19 protein-coding genes are annotated in these 22,103 nt (G+C 69.1%); 18 read left to right on the forward strand and 1 reads right to left on the reverse strand.

The window, feature by feature from the left end:
* Window positions 1-234 precede the first annotated feature (234 nt).
* The 4 genes from H8B22_RS09140 to H8B22_RS09155 all read left to right on the forward strand — a co-directional run bounded on the left by H8B22_RS09140 (window position 235) and on the right by H8B22_RS09155 (window position 3,527).
* Complete coding sequence (locus H8B22_RS09140; RefSeq protein ID WP_187711130.1) at window positions 235-1,239, forward strand: alpha/beta fold hydrolase; 1,005 nt, start codon at window positions 235-237, stop codon at window positions 1,237-1,239.
* Window positions 1,239-1,973, forward strand: a complete 735-nt coding sequence (locus H8B22_RS09145) for a hypothetical protein (RefSeq protein ID WP_187711131.1) — start codon at window positions 1,239-1,241, stop codon at window positions 1,971-1,973. The genes H8B22_RS09140 and H8B22_RS09145 overlap by 1 nt, the downstream gene beginning before the upstream one ends.
* Before the next feature lie 201 nt (window positions 1,974-2,174).
* Window positions 2,175-2,642 carry an aminoacyl-tRNA deacylase gene (locus H8B22_RS09150; protein WP_187711132.1) on the forward strand — a complete coding sequence of 156 codons (468 nt, stop codon included), beginning with the start codon at window positions 2,175-2,177 and terminating at the stop codon, window positions 2,640-2,642.
* A gap of 147 nt (window positions 2,643-2,789) precedes the next feature.
* Window positions 2,790-3,527, forward strand: coding sequence for a glycoside hydrolase family 16 protein (locus tag H8B22_RS09155; protein WP_187711133.1), 738 nt, complete (start codon window positions 2,790-2,792; stop codon window positions 3,525-3,527).
* A 569-nt stretch (window positions 3,528-4,096) separates the two neighbouring features.
* Here the strand turns inward: H8B22_RS09155 and H8B22_RS09160 are convergent.
* Entirely contained in the window at window positions 4,097-5,029 is a 933-nt protein-coding gene (locus H8B22_RS09160; protein WP_187711134.1) for a carbohydrate kinase family protein, read from the reverse strand.
* A 245-nt stretch (window positions 5,030-5,274) separates the two neighbouring features.
* Here H8B22_RS09160 and H8B22_RS09165 point away from each other — a divergent pair, with 245 nt between their 5' ends.
* The 14 genes from H8B22_RS09165 to H8B22_RS14940 all read left to right on the forward strand — a co-directional run bounded on the left by H8B22_RS09165 (window position 5,275) and on the right by H8B22_RS14940 (window position 22,007).
* Window positions 5,275-6,321 carry a rod shape-determining protein gene (locus tag H8B22_RS09165; RefSeq protein ID WP_187711135.1) on the forward strand — a complete coding sequence of 349 codons (1,047 nt, stop codon included), beginning with the start codon at window positions 5,275-5,277 and terminating at the stop codon, window positions 6,319-6,321.
* A gap of 183 nt (window positions 6,322-6,504) precedes the next feature.
* The gene (gene mreC, locus H8B22_RS09170; protein ID WP_187711136.1) at window positions 6,505-7,638 is read left to right on the forward strand and encodes a rod shape-determining protein MreC; all 1,134 of its coding nucleotides are present in this window, start codon (window positions 6,505-6,507) and stop codon (window positions 7,636-7,638) included.
* The gene (mreD, locus tag H8B22_RS09175) at window positions 7,635-8,120 is read left to right on the forward strand and encodes a rod shape-determining protein MreD (protein WP_187713601.1); all 486 of its coding nucleotides are present in this window, start codon (window positions 7,635-7,637) and stop codon (window positions 8,118-8,120) included. The genes mreC and mreD overlap by 4 nt, the downstream gene beginning before the upstream one ends.
* Window positions 8,121-10,238 carry a penicillin-binding protein 2 gene (gene mrdA / locus H8B22_RS09180; protein ID WP_187711137.1) on the forward strand — a complete coding sequence of 706 codons (2,118 nt, stop codon included), beginning with the start codon at window positions 8,121-8,123 and terminating at the stop codon, window positions 10,236-10,238.
* Complete coding sequence (gene rodA, locus H8B22_RS09185) at window positions 10,235-11,353, forward strand: rod shape-determining protein RodA (RefSeq protein WP_187711138.1); 1,119 nt, start codon at window positions 10,235-10,237, stop codon at window positions 11,351-11,353. The genes mrdA and rodA overlap by 4 nt, the downstream gene beginning before the upstream one ends.
* Before the next feature lie 141 nt (window positions 11,354-11,494).
* The gene (mltB, locus tag H8B22_RS09190; RefSeq protein ID WP_187711139.1) at window positions 11,495-12,658 is read left to right on the forward strand and encodes a lytic murein transglycosylase B; all 1,164 of its coding nucleotides are present in this window, start codon (window positions 11,495-11,497) and stop codon (window positions 12,656-12,658) included.
* Window positions 12,655-13,884: a septal ring lytic transglycosylase RlpA family protein gene (locus H8B22_RS09195; protein ID WP_187711140.1), complete on the forward strand. Its 1,230-nt coding sequence runs from the start codon at window positions 12,655-12,657 to the stop codon at window positions 13,882-13,884. The genes mltB and H8B22_RS09195 overlap by 4 nt, the downstream gene beginning before the upstream one ends.
* A 161-nt stretch (window positions 13,885-14,045) precedes the next feature.
* The gene (locus H8B22_RS09200; protein ID WP_187711141.1) at window positions 14,046-15,245 is read left to right on the forward strand and encodes a D-alanyl-D-alanine carboxypeptidase family protein; all 1,200 of its coding nucleotides are present in this window, start codon (window positions 14,046-14,048) and stop codon (window positions 15,243-15,245) included.
* Between the two features lie 168 nt (window positions 15,246-15,413).
* Window positions 15,414-16,385 (forward strand): CsgG/HfaB family protein, encoded by a 972-nt coding sequence (locus H8B22_RS09205; protein ID WP_187711142.1) that lies wholly within the window; start codon window positions 15,414-15,416, stop codon window positions 16,383-16,385.
* 159 nt (window positions 16,386-16,544) lie between these two features.
* Window positions 16,545-16,823 (forward strand): DUF493 family protein, encoded by a 279-nt coding sequence (locus H8B22_RS09210; protein ID WP_187711143.1) that lies wholly within the window; start codon window positions 16,545-16,547, stop codon window positions 16,821-16,823.
* Window positions 16,824-16,840: 17 nt separating this feature from the next.
* Window positions 16,841-17,527, forward strand: a complete 687-nt coding sequence (gene lipB, locus H8B22_RS09215) for a lipoyl(octanoyl) transferase LipB (protein WP_187713602.1) — start codon at window positions 16,841-16,843, stop codon at window positions 17,525-17,527.
* Window positions 17,528-17,533: 6 nt separating this feature from the next.
* Entirely contained in the window at window positions 17,534-18,562 is a 1,029-nt protein-coding gene (gene lipA, locus H8B22_RS09220; RefSeq protein WP_187711144.1) for a lipoyl synthase, read from the forward strand.
* Window positions 18,563-18,797: 235 nt separating this feature from the next.
* Window positions 18,798-21,062, forward strand: coding sequence for a carboxy terminal-processing peptidase (locus tag H8B22_RS09225; RefSeq protein WP_187711145.1), 2,265 nt, complete (start codon window positions 18,798-18,800; stop codon window positions 21,060-21,062).
* A gap of 78 nt (window positions 21,063-21,140) precedes the next feature.
* A complete protein-coding gene (locus tag H8B22_RS14940) occupies window positions 21,141-22,007 on the forward strand; it encodes a bifunctional transcriptional activator/DNA repair enzyme AdaA (protein ID WP_284690666.1) in 867 nt (288 codons plus the stop codon).
* Window positions 22,008-22,103: the final 96 nt, after the last annotated feature.

The raw sequence follows: 22,103 nt of genomic DNA on the forward strand, positions 1-22,103 counted from the left end.
TACCGAATCCTTCTCACCGCTTGCGGGGAGAAGGTGCCCGCAGGGCGGATGAGGGGCGCTGTTGCTTTGCACCATGGCGCGTCGCTACGTCCCCTCACCCTGCGTCGCTGCGCGACGCTGTCCCTCTCCCCGCAAGCGGGGAGAGGGAGGTCTGGGGCTTCTCCTGCTTAGCGGGGCGAGGGAGATGTGCTTCTTTCGAAGTAATGTTCCGGAAGTGACCCGCACACCTTGTCCATGACCTTCCGCTTCGCCCGCTACGCACTCGCCCTCCTGCTGTTGGCGATCGCCACCGCGATCGTCCTGGTCGCCCTCGACCCCTACCGCCTGGTGCGCGCCGAGTTCGCACGCCAGCGCCTCGCCGCCGGGCTCGCGCGCGGCACCATCACCGTCGCCGGCCATCGCTGGGTCTACGCCTACAGCGACGACGCGCCGCGTGATGCGCCGGTCGTGGTGATGCTCCACGGCTTCACCGGCAGCAAGGAGAACTGGTACCCGCTGGCCGAGCGCCTGCGCGGCCGCTATCGCCTGCTGCTGCCCGACTTGCCCGGCTGGGGCGAGAGTGAACGCAAGCCGGGTGAGGATTACGGCTTCCCCGCGCAGGCCACACGCGTCGATGCCTTCGTGCGCGCGCTGTCCCCCAAGGGGACTTCCTTCGGGGCGTCACCGGGGCGACCGGTGGTGCTGCTCGGGCATTCGATGGGCGGCGGCATCGCGGCGCTGGTCGCGGCGCGGCATCCCGACGACATCGCCCGCGTCGGCCTGTTCGATGCGGCCGGCGTGCGCTTCCGCGACAACCGTTTCGGTCGTGAGGTGCTGGCCGGTGCCAACCCGTTCGCGGTGCGCGATGCGGCCTCGCTGCAGCGCTACCTCGACACGGTGTTCTTTGATGAAGCCGCCAAGCCACTCATCCCGTGGCCCGCTTCGAGCGCGCTGATCGCGCGCCGCCGCCACGATGCCGCCTTCGAGCAATCCGTGCTCGACCGCATCGGGCGCAGCGAGGAGCGCTTCCTGCCCGGCATCGAGGCCGCGCGCATCCGCCAGCCCGCGCTGCTGCTGTGGTGCCGGCAGGACGCGGTGATCGATCCCAGTGCGCTGGAGTTGTACGCTGCGCGCATTCCGCAGGCCGCGCGGGTGATGCTCGACGATTGCGGCCACATGTCCATCATGGAACGCCCCGACGCCGTCGCCGCCGCGGTGACGGCATTGATCGAAAAACCTGCTTCCGGAAATCCCAAGTGATGAAACCGACCCGCTCCGCGCTGCTGCTCGCTTCCGTCCTCGCGCTCGCCGCCTGCGATTCGGCGGAGAAACAGAAAGCCGCCGCGCAAGCCGCGGCCGCCGCACAGGCCGCGGCGAAGGAACAGAAGGCGCAGGAGCTCGGCAAGCTGTTCGACGAGAAATACGCGCAGCACAACTGGGTGCTGGCGCGCGCGCACGGCGAGGAGCTGGTGGTCATGCACCCCGACAGCCCGGTGACCGCGCGCATCCGGCCGCAGTTCGAGGAAGCCAAGGCCAAGGCGGAGGCCGCGCGCGAGCAGCAGCGCCTGGCCGCGCTGTGGGAGTACCAGGGCATCGAGGTGAAGGGCGGCGAGCAGCTGTCCGCGGCGATCTATTCGAAGAAGCCCGTCGATACCGGCGTCGGCACCGCGCAGCCGGTGCGGCTGATCTTCCGCGACCACCCGTCGTGGGGGCGCAGCAGCTACCTGGTGCTGGAGAACGGCGACTTCGACTGCTACGGCGGCTGCAAGGTGCAGGTGACGCTCGACGACGGCAAGCCGCGGGCGATGGCCGCCTCGCGCCCCGACACCGACGAGGCGATCGCGATGTTCATCGAGGACGAGCGTGCGTTGTGGCGCCTGGCCGGCGGCGGCGCCAAGGCCATGAGCATCGAGTTCCCGGTGAAGATGGGCGGCAAGCGCACGGCGGTGTTCGAAGTCGGCGGCCTCGACAAGGGGCGGCTGCCCAAGTGGTGAGCCGTCGCGCGGCGCAGGCCGCGCGGACGGCGGCGCAACAAGTGTTTCACGCAGGGCGGTCGCGGGCGGAGTACTCTCGCCGCGACGGCGCCAATGGCAGCAGACCAGCGGCGCCCGGTCGGCGCCGCAGGATGCGCGCGCCGCGTCCACCAGCGGCGCCGCCGCACGGGACGGAAGGCGGATAGCCTCGCGGAGGGAGTCATGTTGTCCCCACGCCTGCACAACCTGCTCGACGAGCATCACTCGCCTTACCAGACCCTCGTCCACGATCGCACCGTCACCGCGCACGAGACCGCGGCCGCTTCGCACATCCACCAGCAGCAGTTCGCCAAGACGGTGATGCTCAAGGTCGACGGCCGGCTGGCGATGATGGTGATGCCCGCGGCCTATCGCGTCGACCTGACCCGGCTCTCGCGCGCGCTCGGCGGCGGCATGGTCGAACTCGCCGGCGAAACCGAATTCAAGGACGCCTTCGCCGATTGCGAAGTCGGCGCGATGCCGCCGTTCGGCCATCTCTACGGCATGCCGGTATACGTGGATTCGCGCCTGGCGCAGCAAGCGGAGATCGCTTTCAACGCCGGCTCGCACACCGATGCGGTGCGGATGCCGTACGAGGAGTTCGAGAAGCTGGCGCAGCCCGAGCTGCTGTGGCTGGCGCATGTGATGTAACAGTTGCACCGGTGTTGGCAGCAGGGGAGGGGCGGTCACGCCCCTCCCGCGTTGTCGGGGTTCCGTTTCGAGGGAGTTGGTATCGGGCACGGGCGCTTGCGCGAGGCAACGCCTGCACACAACTTGGTCATGACACGGGAGCAGGTGATGGATCGTTTGCTGAGGACGTGGATGGCACCCGCGGCGATGGGCCTGGCCGGATTGATGGCGGCGCCGGCGGTCGAAGCGAAGACGCTGTGGTTTTCCGGAATGAGCTGGACGGTGCGGCCGGATGGGCAAGGTGGGCCGCGCAACAACTACTGGTGCGCGGCCAACGCCTTCGTCGATGCGAACGGCGAACTGCACCTGCGCATCACCAAGATGAAAGGCAACAAGTGGTGCGCGGCGGAAATCGTCAGCGACATGCGCCTGGGCTACGGCACCTACCAGTTCCAGCTGCGCAGTCGCGTCGACCGGCTCGATCGCAACGTCGTGCTCGGCCTGTTCAATTACCCCACGGCCGACGTCGGCGCGGATGCGACCAACGAGATCGATATCGAGTTCGCCAAGTGGGGCGACGCCGCGGCCGACATGCTCAACTACACCGCCTGGCCGGTGCAGCAGTCGCTGGGGCCGTCGGGCAACACGTTCCCGCTGGCGCTCAATGGCGACCTCAGCACGCACCGCTTCATCTGGCAGCCAACCTTCATCCGCTACCAGTCGACGCACGGGCACTACGACGACAACCGGTTTCCGATCGCGGACTGGACGTTCGCGCCGGCGGACTACGGCAACCGCATCGCGCACGCGGCGATGCCGGTGCACTTCAACCTGTGGCTGGTGGCGCCGCCGTCGAACAAGCAGCCGGTGGAGATCGTCATCAGCCGGTTCACGTTCACGCCGTAGGCGCGCTCCGCACTTTTTTGATCCTCGCTTACGCAAGGCAAACAACAACCATGTCGACAGACCCGTAGGGCGGCCGGCATGGATGCCGGCCGTTTTTCGACCATGCCATGGATGGCGTGTCGAAAAATCCCGGCGGCAATGACGCGGCCGGTTTGCCTTGGCCAAGGATTGCCATTTCTTTGGTTACTTTCTTCGGGCAAGCAAAGAAGTGACCCGCCGTCAGGCGGAAGCTTTTGCTGTTGCTTCTTGAAGCTAGAAGCGCGTGACTTGCAAGATCAAGAGCGTTTCGCCCGCAAGCGGGCGAGTCACTTTCTTTGCGGGCTCAAAGAAAGTAACCAAAGAAAGAGCCGGTAGGTCCAGGTCTAACCGGCCGCTTCATTGGTCGCGGGGATTTTTCGACACGCCATCCATGGCGTGGTCGAAGAACGACGCGCATCCATGCGCGTCGCCCTTCGGGTCTACGATTGAACGGGGGTGCAAGGCCGGATCCAGGATCAAGTGCGAACTTGGCGCCAGAAAGAAAAAGGCCGCCCAATGGCGGCCTTTACTCGTTAATCGGAACCGGCTCGTCAGAGCGCGTAACCGAACTGCTGCTTGAACTGCTCGGCGAACTCTTCGTAATCGAAACGCTGGTTCTGCGTGCCCGGATGCTCGACCTTCAGCGCGCCCATCAGGTTGCCGATGCGGCCGATGGTCATCCAGTCGTAGCCCTTCTCGATGCCGAAGATCAGGCCCGCGCGGAAGGCGTCGCCGCAGCCGGTCGGGTCGGTGACGCGGCGCTCGTGCGCCGGCGGCACGTCGAAGGTCTTCTCCTTGGTGTGGATCAGCGCGCCCTTGGGGCCGCGCGTGGTGATGTAGGCCTTCACCCGCGCGACGATATCCTGCTCGCTCCAGCCCGTGCGTTCCTGCAGCAGGTTGGATTCGTAGTCGTTGACGGTGACGTAGTCGGCCAGCTCGATGAAGTCGCGCAGTTCCTTGCCGTTGAACAGCGGCATTGCCTGGCCCGGGTCGAAGATGAAGGGAATGCCGGCGTCGGCGAATTCCTTCGCGTTCTGCAGCATGCCTTCGCGCCCGTCGGGGCTGACGATGCCGAAGCTCACGCCCGGCACGTCCTTCACGTGGTTCTCGTACGACCGCATCATCGCGCCCGGATGGAAGGCGGTGATCTGGTTGTTGTCGTGGTCGGTGGTGATGAAGGCCTGCGGCGTGAACAGCTCGTCGATCACCTTCACGCGGTCCAGGGTGATGCCCTGTTCGCTGAACCAGTCGCGGTACGGGCCGAAGTCCTGGCCCACCGTCGCCATCGGGATCGGGTCGCCGCCGAGCAGCTTGAGGTTGTAGGCGATGTTGCCGGCGCAGCCGCCGAATTCGCGGCGCATGCGCGGCACCAGGAAGGACACGTTGAGGATGTGCACCTTGTCCGGAAGGATGTGGTTCTTGAACTGGTCCGGGAACACCATGATGGTGTCGTAGGCCAGCGAGCCGCAGATCAAGGCTGCCATCGGCGAAATCGTCCTGGTCGGAAGCCCCGGAATCGGGGCTGGTCGGGAGGGTGGAGCGGGGCGGGTCCGGGGCGTCCCCGGGGGCGGCGGTGGCCGCGCGGCGCGTAGGGTAGCCGCTGGGCCCCGGGCGGGCCAGCGCCATCGCCCTTTTTGGGCAACATTTCCTTGTTTGGACAAGGGGCTAGGCGTAGTCTACCGGGCTCCTTGCGCCCTTCCCCCGCGCCCAGAAAACGGCTGATTCCCTGATGTTCAAGAAGTTCCGCGGCATGTTCTCCAATGACCTGTCCATCGACCTGGGCACGGCCAATACCCTCATCTATGTCCGCGGCCAGGGGATCGTGCTGAACGAGCCGTCCGTGGTGGCGGTGCGCCAGGACCGCCTGATCGGCGGCAACCGCTCGGTGGCGGCGGTCGGTTCGGAGGCCAAGCAGATGCTCGGCCGTACCCCGGGCCACATCAACACGATCCGCCCGATGAAGGACGGCGTCATCGCCGACTTCACCTACACCGAGGAAATGCTCAAGTACTTCATCCGCAAGGTGCACAAGTCGCGCTTCCTGCGACCCAGCCCGCGCGTGCTGGTGTGCGTGCCCTGCGGCTCGACCCAGGTCGAGCGCCGCGCGATCAAGGAATCGGCCGAAGAAGCCGGCGCCCGCGAGGTCTACCTGATCGAGGAACCGATGGCGGCCGCGATCGGCGCCGGCATGCCGGTGACCGAGGCCCGCGGCTCGATGGTCGTGGACATCGGCGGCGGCACCACCGAAGTCGCGGTCATCGCCCTGAACGGCATCGTCTACTCGCAGTCGGTGCGCATCGGCGGCGACCGCTTCGACGAAGCCATCATCAGCTACGTCCGCCGCACCTACGGCACCCTGATCGGCGAAACCACCGCCGAGCGCATCAAGCTCGAGATCGGCTGCGCCGTGCCGCAGAAGGACCCGCGCTCGATGGAGGTCTCCGGCCGCAACCTCGCCGAGGGCGTGCCGAAGATGGTCAAGCTCAACTCCAACGAGGTCTACGAGGCCCTGCGCGAACCGCTCGCCGGCATCGTCGCCTCGATCCGCCTGGCGCTGGAACAGACCCCGCCGGAACTGTGCGCCGACGTCGCCGAGCGCGGCATCGTCCTCACCGGCGGCGGCGCGCTGCTGCGCGACCTCGACCGCCTGATCAGCGAGGAGACCGGCCTGCACGTGCAGGTCGCCGACGACCCGCTGACCTGCGTCGCCCGCGGCGGTGGCCGTGCGCTGGAGCTGGTCGACATGCACGGCAACGAGTTCTTCGCGCCGGAGTGAGTGGGGCGCAGCGGGAACGGGGAGCCGGGAACGGGGAATCGAGGATTCCGCCGTTTCCTGTGATGCGGCTTCCGGTAAGTTCCTGCAAAACGCGCAACATTCGCCAGATGCTTAGGCCGTGGGGAAGCGTGCTTTCCCGTTCCCTGTTCCCAGTCCCCGTTTCCGCCTCTTCGAACCCCTGACGTGCCTCCCTACGCCGGTCCTTCCGCAAACCGCTCCGGCGAGATCGCCGAAACCCTGCGGCTACTGGCGTACCTCACCCTGGCCGTGGTCCTGATCGTGCTCGACCACCGCGGTGGCTGGCTCGCGCGGGCGCGCCAGCAGATGCAGGTGTTCGTGCAGCCGGTGCGTGCCGTGGCCGGGCTGCCCGGGCAGGTGATCGCGACCGTGTCCAACGATGCCGGCACCCTGGGCCAGCTCACCGCCGAGAACCGCCGCCTGCGCAACGAGTTGCTGGTGACCCGCGCGCGCATGGCGCGGCTGGCGACCGTCAATGCCGACAACGCGCGCCTGCGCGGCCTGCTGGGGGCGTCCGAACAGGGCAGCCTCGACGTGCAGCTGGCGCCGGTGCTCGACATCGACCTGGACCCCACGCGCCAGCGCCTGGTGCTGCGCGCCGGCGTCGGCGACGGCGTGCGCGTCGGCCAGACCGTGATCGATGCCGGCGGCGTGGTCGGCCAGATCATCGAAGTCGCGCAGCTGCAGTCGACGGTGTTGCTGCTGACCGATCCCGATCACGCCATCCCGGTGGCGATCGCGCGCACCGGCGTGCGCCTGGTGGCCTACGGCACCGGCCGCGCCGACCGGCTCGCGCTCGCCAGCGTGCCGCTCTCCAGCGACGTGAAGGTCGGCGACGTGTTGGTCACCTCGGGGCTGGGCGGGCGCTTCGCCGCCGGCTTCCCGGTCGGCACCATCACCGCGCTGCGGCCCGACGACAGCCGCGCCTTCCTCGTCGGCGACGTGAAGCCGGCCGCCCAGCTCGACCGCGGCCGCGACGTGCTGCTGCTGCGCACGTTGCCGCCGCGCCCGATCATCGGCGCGCCGGCGCAGACCGCGGCACCGATCGCGCCGGGCGCGACCGCCCCGGCACCTGCCGGCGCCGCGACGAACGCAACAGCGAACACAACGATGAAGCCGACGTCGTCCGCCGCCAAGCCGGCGACGGCAACGCCGATCAACACGACCAAGCCCGCCGCCACGCAAGCGCAGGCCCCCGCTGCGCCGGCGCCCGTGCCCACCACGCCGCCCGAACCCAAGCCCGAACCCAAGCCCGAACCCAAGCCCGAACCGGCCGCGCCGACGCAGGAGCACCGCTGATGCGTTCGCGCTCGCCCTGGATCCTGCCGCTCAGCCTGCTGATCGCGCTGCTGCTGGCCCTGCTGCCGGTGCCGCCGCTGCTGCAGGCGCTGCGCCCGTACTGGCTGGCGCTGGTGATGGCGTACTGGGTGATCGAGGACCCCGACCGCGTCGGCCTCGGTTTCGCCTTCCTGGTCGGCCTCGTCGCCGACCTGGTCATGGGCAGCCTGTTCGGCGAACAGGCGCTGCGGCTGGTCGTCATCACCTACATCCTGCAGCGCTTCCGCGCGCGGCTGCGCTTCTTCCCGATGTCGCAGCAGGCGCTGGCGATCGGTGCGTTGCTGCTCAACGACCGCATCGTCACCACGGCCGTGCACGTCGCGCTGGACGAAGCGGTGCCGACGTCGGTGTCGTGGTTCTCGCCGCTGGTCGGGATGCTGCTGTGGATCCCGGTCTTCGTCCTGCTGGACGGGCTGCGCATGGGCGGCTGGCGCCGGCGATAGATGAGTTTCCGTCCGCGCCGCCGGGTGCTGAAGAACGCCGCGCTGGAGGCCGACCAGTTCCGCCGTCGCGCCTTCGTCGCCTTCGCCGGCGTGCTGCTGGCGCTGGGCGGATTGGCGCTGTGGTACTTCCGCCTGCAGGTGTGGCAGCACAGCGAATACGCCACGCGCTCGGAGGAGAACCGCATCAAGCTGCGCCCGGTGGTGCCGGCGCGCGGGCTGATCTACGACCGCAAGGGCCGCATCCTCGCCGACAACGTGCCGGCGTACCGCCTCGACGTCACCCCGTCGGAAGCCGGCGACAGCAAGCGCTGGCTGCCGGAGCTGCAGAAGATCGTCGCGCTCTCGCCCGAGGACATCGCCAGCTACGAGGCCAACCGCTTCGTCGCGCGCGGCTTCAAGCCGGTCACGCTGAAGCTGCGCCTCACCGAGGAGGAGGCCGCGCGCTTCGCCGTCGACCGTTGGCGCTTTCCCGGCGTCGAGCTGCAGTCCTACCTCAACCGTCGCTACCTCTACGGTGAACTGCTCTCGCACGTGATCGGCTACGTCGGCCGCGTCGACGCCAACGACCTCAAGACGATGAGCGAAAGCGACGCGGCCCTGAGCCACGTCGGCAAGACCGGGCTGGAGCGTTTCTACGAACAGGACCTGCGCGGCAAGGTCGGCTACGAGAAGATCGTGACCAACGTCGACGGCCGGCCGATGTACTCGGCCGGGCGCGTGCCGGCGCAGCCGGGCGCCGACCTGCGCCTGAGCATCGACCTCGACCTGCAGCAGGCGATGGTCACCGCGTTCGGCGACATGGACGGCTCGGCCGTGGCGATCGATCCGCGCACCGGCGAGATCCTGGCGATGGTGAGCCTGCCGGCGTACGACACCAACCTGTTCGTCAACGGCATCCAGCACGACCACTACCGCGCGCTGATGGACAACCCGTCGCGCCCGCTGTTCAACCGCAACGTGCTCGGCGGTGGCCCGCCGGGTTCGACGGTGAAGCCGCTGATCGCGCTCGCCGGCCTCGACAGCGGCATGCGCACGCCCGAAGACAAGGTCTTCTCCACCGGCACCTTCTACATCCCCGGCCAGCGCCGCGGCTGGCGCGACGCGCACGGCGGTGCCGGCTGGACCGACCTGCGCAAGTCGATCTCGCAGTCGGTCAATTACTACTACTACAAGCTCGCCTACGAGATGGGCATCGCGCGCTTCGACCAGTACATGTACAAGTACGGTTTCGGCGGCAAGACCGGCATCGACCTGGCCGGCGAGAACAGCGGCGTGGTGCCGTCGCCGGAGTGGAAGGCCAAGCGCTTCAAGGAGCAGTGGTATCCCGGCGAAACCGTCAACGCCGGCATCGGCCAGGGCTACTGGATCGCCACCGTGCTGCAGCTCGTGCGCGGCATCGGCGCGATCGCCAATGGCGGCGACCTGCACCGCCTGCACCTGGTCGACGATCGCCGCGACGGCTACGACCGGCCGTGGACGCCGCTGCCGCAGCCGGTCGCGCCGCGCATCACCGACAACGCCGGCCATCTGCGCGCGGTACAGGAAGGCATGATCGCGACCATCCACGGCGGCGGCACCGGCGCGGCGATGGCGCGCGGCGCGCCGTACATGATGGCGGGCAAGACCGGCACGGCGCAGAAGATCAGCCGCAAGGGCAACGTCAGCTTCGATCCGCATTCGCTGCCGTACAACCTGCGCCACCAGGCGTTGTTCGTCGGTTATGCACCGGCGGAGAACCCGACCATCGCGATCGCGGTGTCGGTGGAGCACGGCGGCTTCGGTGGTACCGCGGCGGCGCCGATCGCGCGCAAGGTGTTCGATGCCTGGCTGCTGGGCAAGATGCCCGAACCGGTGGAAGGCGTGACCCGTTCGCCGCAGGGCGGCGTGCTGATGGCCGGCCGGGAACCGCCGCCGGCGGTGCAGCCGATGGTGCCTGCGGGCGCCACGCCAGGCGTGCCGGTCGCGCCGAATCCGGGCGCCGCGAATGCCGGTAACCCGCCGCCGGCGCCTGCAGCGGTGCCCGCGCGGTCCGCGGCCGTGCCTGCGCAGACCCGCGCGCCGGCGCAACCGACCCCGACGCCGCCTGCGCCGTCGCCATCACCGGAGCCGACGCGATGAGCCTGATCCTGCGCTGGCTGCTCGACCTGCTGCTGCGCTTCACCCGCACGCTGGACCTGCCGCTGCTCGGCGCGCTGCTCGCGCTGATGGGCATCGGCCTGGCGGTGCTGTACAGCGCCGGCGACGAATCCATGCGCCTGGTGTTCGCCCAAGGCGCGCGCTTCGCCGTGGGCCTGGGCTTCATGTGGCTGCTCTCGCGCGTGCCGCCGACGCAGCTGCGCAACTGGACGCCGTGGGTGTACGCCCTGTCGCTGCTGCCGCTGATGGCGGTGCTGATTCCGGGCCTGGGCGCGGGCAAGCACGGCAACCACTGGCTCAACCTGGGCGTGTTCTATTTCCAGCCGGCCGAAGTGCTCAAGCTGAGCCTGCCGATGATGGCGGCGTGGTACCTCAACCGCCGCCCGCTGCCGCCGCGCTTCAGCGTCGTGCTGGTCGCCGCGGTGATCGTAGGCATACCCACCGGGCTGATCCTGCTGCAGCCCGACTTCGGCACCGCGATGCTGGTTGGCATCAGCGGCGCGTTCGTGCTGTACCTGGCGGGGCTGCCATGGTGGTGGTTCGGCGCGGGCTTCAGCGCGATCGCGGCGATCGCGCCGGTGGCGTGGTTCTGGCTGCTGCGCCCGTACCAGAAGGACCGCATCCTCACCTTCCTCAACCCCGAATCCGATCCGCTCGGCACCGGCTGGAACATCATCCAGTCGAAGATCGCGATCGGCGCGGGCGGCTTCACCGGCAAGGGCTGGGGCGAGGGCAGCCAGTCGCACCTCAACTACATTCCCGAACACACCACCGACTTCATCTTCGCGGTGCTGAGCGAGGAATTCGGCTGGCTGGGGGTCGCGCTGGTGCTGTCGCTGTACCTGTTCGTGATCGGGCGCTGCCTGTGGATCGCCTCGGGCGCGCGTGACGGCTATTCACGCCTGGTCGCCGGCGCGCTCGGGCTCGCGTTCTGCGTGTACGTGGTCGTCAACGGCGGGATGATCGCCGGCCTGCTGCCGGTGGTGGGCGTGCCGATGCCGCTGCTGAGCTACGGCGGCACTTCGGCGGTATCGCTGCTGGCGGGTCTGGGCGTGGTGATGGCGGTGCAGGCGCATCGACCGGTGCACGCGCGCTGACGCGTGCGTCTCCGCGCCGCGCGCGAAGCTGACCATCGCGTTCATGCAGCGGAAAACAAGGGTTTTTCGCTGCCGGATCGCGTGCTACCCTCGGCCGCGATGACCCGAAGCCCGTTCCCTGGCAGTGCGCGGATCACGTCGATGCGGACCGCATTGACCTGCGCGCTGACCCTCGCACTCGCCGCCTGCGCCACCCAGGCGCCGCCGCCCCCGACCACGCAGCAGCCCGCGAGCGCGCCCTCCGCGCCGGGGATGACGTCCGCCGACGCGATCGCCACGGCACTGCCGCCGCCGCAGCGTCCCAGCGACGCGGTGCGCGCCGCCTTCGTCGCGGAGACGGCGGCGAAGTACGGGCTCGACGCCGCCTACATCGAGTCGGTGCTCGCGCGCGCGCAGATCCGCGAAAGCACCGTCACCGCGATGGCGCGGCCGGCCGAAACCAAGCCGTGGCGCGACTACCGCCCGATCTTCATCACCCCGCAGCGCATCGACGGCGGCCGCGCGTTCCTCGCCGAGCACCGCGACCAGCTGGCGCGGGTCGAAGCGCAGTACGGCGTGCCGGCCGAAGTGATCGTCGCGATCCTCGGCGTGGAGACCAGCTGGGGCGGCAACACCGGCAAGTCCTCGGTGCTCGACGCGCTGTACACGCTCGCCTTCAACTACCCGCGCACCAACCTGCCCGAACGCATCGAGCGCGAGAACCAGCGCGAAGCGTTCTTCCGCGACGAACTCGCGCAGCTGATGAAGCTGGGCAAGGAAACCGGGCTGGACGTCGCCACGCTCACCGGCAGCTATGCCGGTGCGATGGGCTGGGGCCAGTTCATGCCGTCGAGCTACCGCGCGTATGCGGTCGATGGCGACGGCGATGGCAAGCGCGACCTGTTCAACGACCTCGACGACGTGTTCGCCTCGGTCGCCAACTACTTCGTGAAGAAGGGCGGCTGGCTGCGCGGGCAGCCGGTGATGGTGCGCGCGGCGTATGCGCCGGGCACGCTGCCACTGGTCGATTCCAAGGGCGAGCCGATCCACACCCTGGCGACGCTGGAACAGGCCGGCTACCGCCCGCTGGAACCCGTGCCGGCCGGCCTCACCGCCGCACCGATCGTGCTCGACGGCGACGCCAACGAGTACTGGCTGACGTTCCGCAACTTCCGCGCGATCTGGAGCTACAACAACTCGATCCGCTACGCGACCGCGGTGCACCAGCTGGCGCAGCTGATCGCGCAACCGGCGCCGGATGTCGCCCCTGCACCCGCAGCAGCTCCCGCGCCGACCGACGCCGCGAACGGGCAACCGGGCGCATGAGGGCGCTGCTGGCAACGGCGTTGGTGCTGGGCCTGGCCGCCTGCGCCGGCGCGCCGAAGAAATCCGCACCGCCGGCGGCCGCGCGCAAGGCCGAGCCGAAGGCCGAAACCGCCGCCGCGCCGGCCGCGCGCAGGAAGTCGCCGTACGCACCCGCGCAGGAAGACCCCGGCAAGCGCGGCAACTACGTCGCCGGCGGCCTGTACGCGCCGGGCGTGCGCGACAGCGTGCCGGACGAGGTCATCGACGTCGACGCGATTCCCGAGCCGGAAGTCACCGACGAGCCGCGCTCGGCCGTGGGCAACCGCAAGAACTATTCGGTGCTCGGCAAGAAGTACGAAGTGCTGGACGTTGCCGAGGGCTACGTCGAAACCGGCGTCGCCTCCTTCTACGGCAACAAGTTCCACGGGCGCCGCACCTCGAACCTCGAGGTGTACGACATGTACGCCTTCACCGCCGCGCACAAGACGCTGCCGCTGCCCAGCTTCGCCCGCGTCACCAACCTCGACAACGGCAAGTCGGTGATCGTGCGCGTGAACGACCGCGGCCCGTTCCACGCCGGCCGCATCATCGACCTCAGCTACGCGGCCGCGACCAAGCTGGGTTACGTCAACCGCGGCACCGCGCGGGTGGAAGTGCGCGCGCTCACCCCGCGCGACATGGGCGACGAACGCATCGTGGTGAAGGCCGATGCCCGGCCGGCGCGGCGCGATGACACCAAGCCCAGCGCGATGGACTCGCTGGTCGCCGCCATGCCGGTCGCCGCGGCGGCCGCGGCCGACGTGCCCGGGCCGCGCGTGGCCGCCGCTGAACACCGCTTCGACATGCGCCAGGACGGCAAGACCATGTCGGCGGCCGAATTCGACGCGTGGATGCAGTCACGCCAGGTGCGCATCGCCACCGGCCGCCCCGGCCGCCCCGGCACGCCCGAAGCCAGCAAGCCCGGCGGCGCCGCGGCGGTGAAGAGCGAGCCGCTGCCGGCCGCCGCGTCCCGCGACGGGCGCGTGTTCCTGCAGGTCGCCTCCTTCGCTGCACGCCCCAACGCCGATCGCGCGCTGGCCCTGCTGCAGGGCGCCGGCATCGATGCAGCCTCGCTCGCCGATGCCGACGCCAACGGCCAGAAGGTCTGGCGCCTGCGCGTGGGCCCGCTGGCCGCCGCCACCGTTCCCGACCTCGCCGCCCGCATCGTCGGCCTGGGATTCGGGACACCGCAACGCGTGCGGGAGTAGCATCCCGCCATCCGCGCCGCCCGTGAAAGCCGCGGCGCGCCGATGAAGATTTCCAGCCCGATCCGCCTCGCCCCGACATCTTTTCCCCTGCAGTAGCGACCGCACGCGCGGTCGCCGGAGTAACTCCCGCAATGAATCCGCGCCCCCTGACATCGCGCTCCATGAAATCGCGCCTCGCCATCGCCGCCCTTGTCCTCACCTCGACGCTGGGCCTCGCCCTCGCGCAGGCACCCACGCCGAAGCCGGCGTTGCCGCCGGCCAGCGATGCGTTGCCGGTGCCGCCACCGCCAAAGGTCGCCGGCACCGCCTGGGTGCTGATGGACGCCGCCAGCGGCAACGTGCTGCAGGGCGAGGGCTACGACACCCGCCTGGAACCGGCGAGCATCACCAAGGTCATGACCAGCTACGTGATCGCCGCGGAAATCGCCGGCGGCAAGGTCAAGGCCACCGATCCGGTGATGATGAGCGAGAACGCCTGGCGCACCGGCGGCGCCGGCACCGACGGCAGCTACAGCGGCTTCGAGGTCAACAAGACCGCGCCGCTGGAAATGATGGAAAAGGGCATGGCGATCCAGTCCGGCAACGACGCCGCGATCGCCCTGGCCGAGCATGTCGCCGGCAGCGAGGATGCCTTCGCATCGCTGATGAACGCCTATGCCGCGCGCATCGGCATGAAGAACTCGCACTTCGTCAACGCCACCGGCCTGTCGGCGCCGGAGCACTACTCGACCGCGCGCGACCTCGCGCTGCTCGGCCGCGCCTTCATCCGCGACTTCCCCGACACCTACGCCTACAACAAGGTCAAGGAATTCACCGTCGGCCCGATCACCCAGCCCAACCGCAACCGCCTGCTGTGGCTGGACTCGACCGTCGACGGCATCAAGACCGGCCACCACTCCGGCGCCGGCTACTGCCTGATGGCCTCGGCCAAGCGCGGCGACCAGCGCCTGATCAGCGTGGTGATGGGTTCGACCTCCGACGACCAGCGCACCAGCGACAGCCAGGCGCTGCTCAACTGGGGCTTCCGCTTCTTCGAGACGCACAAGCTCTACGACGCGGGCAAGTCGATCGCCCAGCAGAAGGTGTGGAAGGGCGCGAGCGACCAGGTGCAGCTCGGCGTCGCCGAACCGCTGCTGGTCACCGTGCCGCGCGGCCGCTACGCGCAGCTGAAGCCGTCGATGGACGTGCCCAAGTCGCTGGTGGCGCCGATCAAGCAGGGCCAGAAGATCGGCACGGTGAAGGTCGTGCTCGACGGCAAGGTGATCGCGCAGCGCCCGCTGGTGGCGATCAACGCGGTCGAGCAGGGCGGTTTCTTCAAGCGCCTGTGGGACGAGTTCTGGATGTGGTGGGAGTCCGACTGAGGGCTTTTCCGTAACCGCGGTCAGACTTTTCTGGTGATCGCGGTCACGTTTCCTTGCTAGCATCGGACCCGGTGGCCGACCCGCGCCGCAAGCGTGGGCCGGCCATCGCGCGTTTTGGGGAGCGCCTGCGGGCGTTCATGGATGACTACAAGGGAACGGAAACGGAATATGAAGAACGGCAAGACGACTCACGTGTTCGTGCGCGCCTGCGTGCTGGGTCTCACCCTGGCCATGGCGGCGTCGCCCGCGCTGGCGCAGCGCAAGAGCGCGCAGGACCTGCGCAAGGAAAAGGAAGCGCAGATTCCGGTGTGCGCCAAGAAGCTCGGCTCGATCTCGATCATCGAACCGGAAGACGCCACCGACTGGTGGACCGGCCAGCAGCTGCCGGCGCCGTCGAAGCTGATCAAGGTCTTCGTCAGCAAATCCAAGTGCTTCACCCTCGTCGATCGCGGCGCCGGCATGGACGCGGCGATGCGCGAGCGCGCGCTGGCCGCGGGCGGTGAACTGCGCGGCCGCTCCAACATCGGCAAGGGCCAGATCAAGGCCGCCGACTACGTCATGGTCCCCGACCTGATCTCGAAGAACAGCAATGCCGGCGGCAGCGGCGTGGGCGCGCTGATCGGCGGCCTGCTCGGCGGCAGCCAGGGCGCGGCCCTGGGCGGCGCGATCAGCTTCAAGAAGAAGACCGCGGACGTGGTGCTGACCGTGACCGACGTGCGTTCGTCCGAGCAGGTCGCGATGGCCGAAGGCAACGGCAAGAAGACCGACATCGGCTTCGGCGTGGGCGGCGGCGTTTTCGGCGGCAGCGGCCTGGGTGGCGCCGGCGTCGGCGGTTACGCCAACACCGAGATCGGCCAGGTCATCACCATGGCCTACCTGCAGGCCTACACCGACATCGTCAGCCAGCTCGGCGGCCTGCCCGAGGACGCCTCGGCAGCGAGCGCGTCGCAGGCGGTCACGGTGACCAAGCCGGCGCGCCTGTTCGCCGCGGCCGATGGCAAGAAGGCGCTGCGCGGGCTCGACGTCGGCATGATGCTGTACCCGACCGGCACCAAGCAGGGAATGATGTGGGAAGTCGAGGACGAGCTCGGCAACAAGGGCTGGGTGTCCTCGACCCTGCTGGAGCTGTCGAAGAACTGATCGACACGGCCGGCGCCCGCCTCGGGCCGGTGCGAAGGGCTGCCTGCGGGCGGCCCTTTGTGTTTCCGGGGCCGTGGTTCGGGGGCGTGGAACGCCCCGTTCCGGCCCCGTGCCGCCGTCGCCCTTGGGTTCGCCGCGGACGGCGCCCATAATCGGCGCATGGAGCTCAAGTCCGACAACCCCGAACACGGCTTCCAGTTCCCCGGTACCTTCGATCTGTCCGCGATGGGCGCCGCCGACAAGGACCTGGAAACCGTCCTGCCGACCCTGCTGCTCGATGCCGGCATCGAAGTGCTGCACGAATCGGTGTCCTGGAAGCATTCCTCGAACGGCCGCTACGTGTCGGTGCGGATCAGCTTCCGCGCGGAGAGCCGCGAGCAGTACGACCTGGCGCACCAGGTCCTGCGCGACCACCCGGAAGTGAAGTGGACCCTGTGAGCCCGGTCGCCTGCCCGGTGTCGGCGCCGGCTGACGCGGCGCTCCCGGTTGCAGTTCCGCCAGCCTTGTTGCGCGACCTCGGTCGCCAGCCTTACGAGCCGGTGTGGCGGGCGATGCAGCGCTTCACCGACACGCGCGGCGACGACACGCCCGACGAGTTGTGGCTGGTCGAGCACGACCCGGTCTTCACCCTCGGCCAGGCCGGCAAGGACGAGCACGTGCTCTTCCCCGGCGACATCCCGGTGATCCACGTCGATCGCGGTGGCCAGGTGACCTACCACGGCCCCGGCCAGATCGTGCTGTATCCGTTGCTCGACCTGCGCCGGCTCAAAGTGGGCGTGAAGGACTACGTCTGCAGGATCGAGCAGGCGATGATCGACACCCTGGCCGACTGGAACATCCACGCCGAGCGTCGCGACGGCGCCCCCGGCGTCTACGTGAACGGGGCCAAGATCGGCGCGCTCGGCATCCGCGTCCGCCATGGCTGCACCTTCCACGGCCTGGCCTTCAACATCGCCATGGACCTGGAGCCCTTCATGCGGATAAATCCTTGCGGATACGCGGGGTTGCAGGTGACCTCGATGCTAGACTTGGGCGGCCCGTCCAGCCTGGACGCGGTCAAGCCGGTCCTGGTCCAGCACATCGCCCGCCTGTTCGGGTTGTCGGTGCAGACCGCCGCCCCTGCGCTTCCTGCCGTCGCCTGAGTCGCCATGTCGTCCGTTTCCGATTCCTCCAAGAGCATTCCCCTTGCGGTCGTCGGGGGCGATGCGCCTGCCGCGCAACCTGGCCGGCTTGAAGAAGGCGTGAAACAGCTCGGCGGCGACAAGATCGGCCGCTCGCCGGTGCAGTTCGCCGACGCGCCGGTGCTGCGCAAGCCGTCGTGGATCCGCGTGCGCATTCCGTCGGGCAACTCGGTGCAGCAGCTCAAGGCCAAGCTGCGCGAGAACCGCCTGGTCACGGTGTGCGAAGAGGCCAGCTGCCCGAACATCCACGAGTGCTTCAGCCACGGCACCGCGACCTTCATGATCCTCGGCGAGGTCTGCACCCGCCGTTGCTCGTTCTGCGACGTCGCCCACGGCCGCCCGAAGCCGCCGGATCCGGCCGAGCCGCTGCACCTGGCGCAGACGATCAAGGACATGGAACTGAAGTACGTCGTGGTGACCTCGGTCGACCGCGACGACCTGCGCGACGGCGGCGCCTCGCACTTCGTCGACTGCATCAGCGCGATCCGCGAATTCAGCCCGCGCACCAAGATCGAGATCCTCACGCCCGACTTCCGCGGCAAGGGCCGCATGGAGCGCGCGCTGGGCATCCTCCAGGCCAACCCGCCGGACGTGTTCAACCACAACATCGAGACGGTGCCGGACCTGTACCCCAACGTGCGTCCCGGCGCCGACTACCAGTGGTCGCTGACCCTGCTGCAGAAGTTCAAGGCGCAGCACCCCGAGGTCGCGACCAAGAGCGGCATCATGCTCGGCCTGGGCGAGACCATGGAACAGGTGCAGGCGACCCTGCGCGACCTGCGCGCGCACGACGTCGACATGGTCACCATCGGCCAGTACCTGCAGCCGACCGCGCACCACCACCCGGTGCTGCGCTACTGGACGCCGGACGAGTTCAAGCAGCTGGAAACCTACGGCTACGAGCTGGGCTTCACCCACGTGGCCTCCGGCCCGCTGGTCCGCTCCTCGTACCACGCCGACCGTTCGGCGGCCGAAGCCGGATTCGTCGCGGCCTGAAGTCGCGGCGAAACGGCCCGCACGCAACTCGCGTGCCGGCCGCGGCGACGCGCCCGCGCTGCTCACCAAACTGAACCTTTCCCCGCGCGTGCGCCCGGTCCGGCGAATAAGCCGGTAATTGGCACGTTTTGGCGCACCGGTGCTGTCGACAGGGCATGCAACTTCCGGCACTGTGGAGCGGTCGTATCCCGCGACATCCTTGCACCGGACCATGCCGGTCCGCGAAGACTCCGCGATGAACATCAAGCCCCCCCGCGCCACGACCGCACCGGCACTCAAGGTGCTCGCTGCATTCCTGCTCACCGCTCCGGTGGCCCTGCTCGCGGCCGATGGCGCCCGCACCGCGCAACTGCCGGTGCCGCCGCAGAGCGACAAGGCGTTGCTGAAATCGGTCGACGCCAAGACGTTGCCGAACGCGGCCACCACCGACCAGAGCACGGCGGCGCGCTACGTCTACGGCCTGCTCTCCGACAGCCGCTACGCCTACCGCCCGCGCGCGCTCGACGATGCGCTGTCGGCCGACATCTACAAGCGCTACCTCGACGCGCTGGACGGCAACAAGCAGTTCTTCACCGCGCAGGACATCGCCAGGTTCGACGCGTACAAGCTGAAGTTCGATGATGCGATCAAGAGCGGCAAGCTCGATCCGGCCTACGCGATCTTCGCCGCGTACCGGCAGCGCTTCGATGCGCGCGTCGCCTACGCGCGCAACCTGCTCAAGCAGGACATCTTCACCTTCACCGGCGACGACCGCTTCGAGTACGACCGCGAGAAGGCGCCGTGGGCGGCCGACGAAGCCGCGCTCGACGCGCTGTGGAAGCAGACCGTGCGCAACGACTGGCTGCGCCTGAAGCTCGCCGGCAAGAAGCCCGAGGACATCCGCAAGACCCTCGACAAGCGCTACGCGAACATGTCCAAGGGCGTGGCCGAGCTGAAGGGCGAGGACGTGTTCCAGACCTTCCTCAACAGCTACGCCAATTCGATCGATCCGCACACCGATTACTTCACCCCGCGCACCGCCGACAACTTCAACATGACCATGTCGCTGTCGCTGGAAGGCATCGGCGCGGTGCTGCAGAAGCAGGACGACGTGGTCGCGATTCGCGAGATCGTCCCCGGCGGTCCGGCCGGCAAGTCGGCCAAGCTCAAGCCCGGCGACCGCATCGTCGCGGTGGGCCAGGGCGACAGCGGCCTGATGGAGGACGTGATCGGCTGGCGCATCGACGACGTCGTCGCCAAGATCCGCGGCGCCAAGGGCACCAAGGTGCGCCTCGACGTGATCCCGGCCGAAGCCGGCCTCGACAGCAAGCCCAGCCGCCTCGTGCTGGTGCGCGACAAGGTGCGCCTGGAAGACCAGGCCGCCAAGTCCGAGATCATCTCGCTGCCGGCCGCCGACGGCGCGCCGGTGCGCCGCATCGGCGTGATCAAGCTGCCCGGCTTCTACCAGGACTTCGAGGGCCGCCGCCGCAACGACGGCGACTACGCCTCGGCGACCCGCGACGTCGCCAAGCTGCTGACCAAGCTGCGCGGGCAGAAGGTCGACGGCGTCGTGCTCGACCTGCGCAACAACGGCGGCGGCTCGCTCGACGAAGCCATCGACCTCACCGGCCTGTTCATCGACCGCGGCCCGGTCGTGCAGCAGCGCGAATCCGGCGGCCGCGTGCAGGTGTACGGCGACGAGGACTCGGGCATCGCCTGGGAAGGTCCGCTCGCGGTGCTGATCAATCGCGGCTCGGCCTCGGCGTCGGAGATCTTCGCCGGCGCGATCCAGGACTACGGCCGCGGCCTGGTCATCGGTGAAACCACCTTCGGCAAGGGCACGGTGCAGAACCTGGTCGACCTCGACCGCTGGCCGGCCAACGAAACCGCGCGCTTCGGCCAGGTCAAGCTGACCATCGCGCAGTTCTTCCGCGTCAGCGGCGGCAGCACGCAGAACAAGGGCGTGGTGCCGGACATCGCCTTCCCGGTGTCGGTGGACGCCAGCGAGTTCGGCGAGAGCACCTACGACAACGCGCTGCCGTGGACGCGCATCGCGGCCGTGCCGCACACGCGCTACGGCAACTTCGCGCCGCTGCTGCCGAAGCTGGAAACCCTGCATTCGGCGCGCATCGCCAAGGACAAGGAATTCCAGTGGTGGAGCGATGACGTGGCGCAGTTCCGCGACGAGCGCGCGAAGAAGTCGGTGTCGCTCAACGAGGCCGAACGCCGCGCCGAACGCGACCGCGAGGACGCCAAGCGCAAGCTGCGCCAGGAGCAGCGCAAGCAGCTCGGCCTGGCGATCGATCCGCTCGCCGACGACAGCGCCGACGACGGCCTGGCCTCGAGCGAACGCGACATCGCCAAGGACGCCGCCCGCGAGAAGCTGGCCGACCAGCGCCCCGACCCGCTGCTGCGCGAATCGGCGGCGATCCTCGCCGACGCGGTGCAACTGCTGGGCGACTCCAAGCTGTCCGCGCAGGTGCTGCCGCAGGCGGCGACGCCGGGGCATTGGGCGGACTGACCGCCCGCGACGCCGGCTAATGGGCGATAGCAAGAATCGGATAGCGGGCACCTTCGGGTGCCCGTTACCGTTGGGGCCATGAACGCCATGCTCAAACGCCTTACGCCGCAAGCCGCTCCCGATCGGATCGATTCCGCCGACAAGCTGGAACGCGTGCGCGCGCTGCTCGACGCCGGCGAGCCCTCGCTCAACGATCTGGCCGCGGCGGTGGGCCTGAGCCCGTCGCACCTGCAGCGCCGCTTCACCGCGCGCTTCGGCCTCAGCCCGGCCGAATACCTCGCCCAGCGCAAGCTCGGCACGTTGAAGTCCGCCCTGCGCGAAGGCCGCGACGTCAGCGCCGCGCTCTACGACGCCGGTTACGGTTCGCCCTCGCGCGTGTACGAACGCGGCGCGGCGAAACTGGGCATGACGCCCGCGCGCTACCGCGCCGGTGGCGAAGGCGAACAGATCCGCTGGAGCCTGCTCGACACCGCATTGGGCACCGCGCTGGTGGCGACCACGCAGCGCGGCATCTGCATGATCGAACTGGGCGAGGATCCCGCGGCGCTGGAGGCGAAGCTGCGTGGCGAATTCCCGCGTGCCGCGCTGGAGCGCGTCGACGCCGGTCGTGACGAATTCCTCCGCCCGCGCCTGCGCGCGGTGGCCGATGCGCTGGCCGGCAGGCAGGCACGGGTCGACATCGACCTCATCGGCACTGCCTTCCAGAAGAAGGTATGGGACGCGTTGATGCGCATTCCTCCGGGCGAAACCCGCAGTTACGCGGAGGTGGCCGCGCAGCTCGGCGCCCCGCGCGGCGCACGCGCGGTCGCCAGTGCCTGCGCGCACAACCGCGTGGCGATCGTGGTGCCGTGCCATCGCGTGGTCCGCGGCGACGGTTCGCTCGGCGGCTACCGTTGGGGTCTGCCGCTGAAGGAGCAGGTGCTGCGACGCGAACGCGCGGCGTGAGCGGCGGCAACCGCTTCTCACGTCATCGCAGGCCGTCACGCCATCACCTTGCCGCGGGGTCGTGACCCGCGAATGTCGATCCTGACGCTGCCCATT

It is taken from the genome of Lysobacter terrestris (genome assembly GCF_014489475.1).
Taxonomy (GTDB): domain Bacteria; phylum Pseudomonadota; class Gammaproteobacteria; order Xanthomonadales; family Xanthomonadaceae; genus Agrilutibacter; species Agrilutibacter terrestris.